Below are 4,181 nucleotides of genomic sequence, written 5' to 3' on the forward strand. Positions count from 1 at the left end.
GCTCCGGAGTGGTGGGGTCCGGGGTCGGGGTCGGCTCGGGCTTCGGCGGCTCGGGCTCCTCGGTCGTGCGCGTCGGGGTGGGCCTCGGCCGCGGCGGCTCGGGGTCCTGCTGACCGTCGCCCTGCTTCGGCGGCTTCGCGGAGGCCGTGGCGGAGGTCCCGGAACGCCTGCCGTCCCCGGCGTCGTCCTCGCCGTCGTCCCGCGCGGCGTCGCCGTCCTCGCCGCCGCCCTCGCCCTTGCCCTTCTCCTTCGACCGGCCCTTGCCCTTCGCCCGGCCCCGCTCGCCGCCGGACATGGCGCCGTCGCCGGTGACCACGGGCGCGCCGTCGGAGGCGGCCGCGCCGCCGGGGCCGCCCGCGGAGCGCCCGGGGCGCGGGGCGGCACCGTCGTCACCGACGCTCATGCAGCCCGCGGTCGCCGCGACGGCCACCGCGACCGCGGCCCAACGGACGGGAACGTACAACTGGCGCACGGCCGAGCACCTCCTGAGGCGCTGACAATCGGGACGCCATGCCCAACTCCCCTCACACGCAAGAGGACACGGACCCGACAGAACCCGAACGCCGCCCCCGCGAGGACCCGTAAGGACCCACGAGGACCGCGAGGACCCCTAAGGACCCACAAGGACCCAGGAGGACCCGCGCCTCACCCGTACCCGAGCGCGTGCAGCCTCGCGTCGTCGATGCCGAAGTGGTGCGCGACCTCGTGCACCACCGTGATCTCCGTCTCGGCGACGACCTCCTCGCGCGATCCGCACATCCGCAGCGTCGGCCCCCGGTAGACCGTGATGCGGTCCGGCAGCACCCCGGCGTACCACTCGCCGCGATCCGTCAGCGGGGTCCCTTCGTAGAGCCCGAGCAGCTCGGGGTCGTCGGAGGGCGGCTCGTCCTCGACGAAGACGGCCACGTTGTCCATCAGCCGTGTCAGCTCCGGCGGAATCCGGTCGAGCGCCTCGCCGACCAGTTCCTCGAACTCCTCGCGCGTCATCTCAAGCACTCCCCCATTGTCGGCCACACGGCCACGCCCGTCCCGGCATATCCGTCGCCCCACATGGGCATACGGGACCAATGGCCCGCGACTTCGCAGTCGTTCTCCAGGGCGTACGACGGGTGGGCGGCGCCCTCGTGGGCCGCATCCGCGCTCGCCGCACCGGTGGACCCGGCGGCCACGCGTCCCACGCACCCGCCCCGGCCGTGCTCGACGGCACCGCGCGCCACCCCTGGAGAGCCGCCCTCGGCCTGATCGCGGTCGTGCTCTTCGGCGCCTGGCTCGGCCTGCTGATCGTCGGCAGCGTGCGCGCCCCGGTGGGCCCGATGGACACCCGCATGACGCTGCGGCCCTCCCTGTCCGGCGGTACGAAGATCAATGTCTCGCCGCTCGGCGCCCTGGAACTGCGCTCGCACACCGCGCCCATCCGGCTCGACGTGGACGTGGACCAGCTCGACCCGGTCCGCTCCCAGGCCCTCGTCGACCACCCCGAGCGGCTCGCCGGGCTCCAGGAGGAGGTCGCGCGCGACGTCGGCCACGGCACGCTCGACCTGGCCGCGCGCTCCTGCGTCGCCGTCGTCTCCGGGGCCACCGCACTGGGCCTCGCCGTCTACCGCCGCCCGCGCCGCGCCCTGGCGGCGGGCGGTCTCGCGCTGGCGCTCCTCGCGGCGTCGGGCGGCGCCGCGTACGCCACCTGGAACCCCAAGTCGGTCCTTGAGCCGAAGTTCTCCGGGCTGCTCAGCAGCGCCCCCTCCGTGGTCGGCGACGCCCGCAGCATCGTGAGCGAATTCGACGTCTACCAGCGGGAGTTGGCGCGCCTCGTCACCAATGTGACCAAGCTCTACGACGTCACGTCCACGCTCCCCGCCTACCAGCCGGACCCGACCACGATGCGGGTCCTGCACGTCTCCGACATCCATCTCAACCCGGCGAGCTGGAAGATCATCTCCTCGCTCGTGGAGCAGTACGACATCGACGTCATCGTCGACTCCGGCGACACCATGGACCACGGCTCGGCGGCCGAGAACGCCTTCCTCGACCCGATCCCGGACCTCGGCGCGCCCTACGTCTGGGTGCGCGGCAACCACGACTCGCGCACCACCCAGCGCTACCTGGAGCGCTTCAAGAACGTCCACGTGCTCGACGACGGCAGGGCCGAGACCGTGGCCGGGCTGCGCTTCGCGGGGATCGGCGACCCGCAGTACACCCCCGACCGCTCCGCGAAGCGGTCCGGCTCGGTCCACCGTCTCGCGGGCGTCCGGCTCGCCTCGGCCCTGCGCGCCGAGCGGGCGGCCGGCACCCCCGTCGACGTGGCGGTCGCGCACGACCCCGCGGCGGCGCGCGAGACGGACGGCGAGGTCCCGCTGGCCCTCGCGGGCCACCTCCACCACCAGAAGATGGAGGTCATGGAGGGCGGCACGCGGCTGCGGATCGAGGGGTCGACCGGCGGCAGCGGACTGCGCGCGGTCGAGGACAGGTACCCCGACCCGGTCGAGGCCTCCGTGCTCTATCTGGACCGTACGAGCAAGCGGCTGCAAGCCTGGGACGAGATCAGGCTGGGCGGTCTGGGCCTGACGAAGGCCGAGGTCAGCCGCCATCTGCCCAAGGAGAACCAGCCCGGCGCGACCCCGTCGCCGACCGCTCCGAGCCCCTCCGGGTAAACCGTTTTGGCGATAGCTCCCCGCATCCCATATGCTTCTCACGTCCCCGACGCGCTGCAAAGCGCCCAGGCGGGCCTCTTAGCCCTCATCGTCTAGTGGCCCAGGACGCCGCCCTTTCAAGGCGGTAGCACGGGTTCGAATCCCGTTGGGGGCACGCAACACCTTGTGCGAGACTAGTGCTCGCACAAAGCATGGTCCTGTGGAGCAGTTTGGAGTGCTCGCCACCCTGTCAAGGTGGAGGCCGCGGGTTCAAATCCCGTCAGGACCGCTTGCGATTCCTCGCGAATCGCGTGGCTGGGTAGCTCAGTTGGTACGAGCGATCGCCTGAAAAGCGATAGGTCGCCGGTTCGATCCCGGCCCCAGCCACTCTCACCAAAGGCCCCGTCCAGTGGACGGGGCCTTCGTCGTCTCCCCTGACCGGGGCCTCGGGCGATTGGACCGGGATCTCAGGCGATCGACCGGGGCCTCAGGCGATCGTGGCGCCCGTCCCCGCCGCGTGCGCCGGGGCGCCCGGCCTGCCGCCCGGGTGCCGGTGCCGCCACACCCAGAAGACGGTCGAGGCGAGCAGCGCCCAGCCCGCGAGGACCAGGAACGGGAAGGCGTGCTGGTGCCTGCCGAAGTAGACGGCGGTGTGCTGGGCGTTCACCGAGGCACCCGGCGGCAGCCACTGGCCGATGTGCCCGAGGACCGAGGGGAGCAGCGGCCAGGACACCGCCCCGCCGGACGAGGGGTTGCCGAGCAGCACCATGAGCCCCCAGGTCGGGAGCATCGCCCACCGCCCGAAGAGGGTGTTGAACATGGTGAAGACCATCCCCGAGGTGAACAGCGTCAACGCCAGGATCAGCCACGACTCCACGAACGGCAGATCCAGCGCGCCGAGCCACCAGTCCACGACCGCGGCGATCACGAACGCCCCGAGGAGCGCGTAGAGCGCCGTGAAGCCGATCCGTTCCGCCGGATTGAGGCCCCGGGCGTGCACGCTGAGCTGGATGGCGCCGACGAAGCCGATGATCACCGCGGCCAGTGAGATGTAGAAGATCGCGAGGCCCCGCGGGTCACCCTCCTGGAGCGGCTTGATGTCCTTCACGGTGACCTGCACACCGGCCTGCTTGCCCACCTTCGGGGCCGTCTCGGCGAGCACCTGGGCGACCGAGGCGCCCGAGGCCCCGGAGACGTTCAGCGTCACCGGGTCCCCGTCGCCCCGCCGCACGTCCACGATCGCGAACACCCGCTGCTCGTCCACGTCCCGCCTGGCCTTGGCGTAGGTGGCGTACCGCTTCACCTCCAGGGAGGCGTTCAGGGCCTTCTCCATGCCGCCGAGGAAGGCCTTGCCCTGCCGGGAGTTCTGGTCGCCGACGACCGCGACGGGGACGTGGTGCGGCGTCGGCTTCGCCATGGAGTACGTGTACGAACCCGCGAAGAGCCCGGCGGCGGCCGCCAGGATGAACACCAGCACGAGCGCGGGCAGGAACGGGGACTCCTTGAAGGAGGCCCACCGCTCGCCGCGCGTGGGGACACGACCGTGCGCGCCGT

The 4,181-nt window shown here is 72.2% G+C and carries 4 protein-coding genes and 3 tRNA genes; 4 read left to right on the top strand and 3 right to left on the bottom strand.

The window, feature by feature from the left end:
* Both AB8Z36_RS31545 and AB8Z36_RS31550 read right to left on the bottom strand, forming a co-directional pair.
* Positions 1-472, bottom strand: a 472-nt coding sequence (locus AB8Z36_RS31545; RefSeq protein WP_369216811.1) for a hypothetical protein, incomplete at its 3' end; no start/stop codon positions are given.
* 173 nt (positions 473-645) lie between these two features.
* Positions 646-996: a metallopeptidase family protein gene (locus tag AB8Z36_RS31550; protein WP_363248823.1), complete on the bottom strand. Its 351-nt coding sequence runs from the start codon at positions 994-996 to the stop codon at positions 646-648.
* Positions 997-1,067: 71 nt separating this feature from the next.
* On the opposite strand from AB8Z36_RS31550, the gene AB8Z36_RS31555 reads away from it, so the two are divergent.
* From AB8Z36_RS31555 to AB8Z36_RS31570, 4 genes are all read left to right on the top strand, one after another.
* A complete protein-coding gene (locus AB8Z36_RS31555; RefSeq protein ID WP_369216812.1) occupies positions 1,068-2,648 on the top strand; it encodes a metallophosphoesterase family protein in 1,581 nt (526 codons plus the stop codon).
* 81 nt (positions 2,649-2,729) lie between these two features.
* Positions 2,730-2,802, top strand: a tRNA-Glu gene (locus tag AB8Z36_RS31560).
* 39 nt (positions 2,803-2,841) lie between these two features.
* Positions 2,842-2,916, top strand: a tRNA-Asp gene (locus AB8Z36_RS31565).
* Between the two features lie 24 nt (positions 2,917-2,940).
* Positions 2,941-3,014, top strand: a tRNA-Phe gene (locus tag AB8Z36_RS31570).
* 100 nt (positions 3,015-3,114) lie between these two features.
* On the opposite strand, the gene AB8Z36_RS31575 is transcribed toward AB8Z36_RS31570, so the two are convergent.
* Positions 3,115-4,181 (bottom strand): ABC transporter permease (locus tag AB8Z36_RS31575; RefSeq protein ID WP_369216813.1); only part of this gene is annotated, 1,067 nt, incomplete at its 5' end.

Source organism: Streptomyces flavofungini, from assembly GCF_041028215.1.
Taxonomy (GTDB): domain Bacteria; phylum Actinomycetota; class Actinomycetes; order Streptomycetales; family Streptomycetaceae; genus Streptomyces; species Streptomyces flavofungini_B.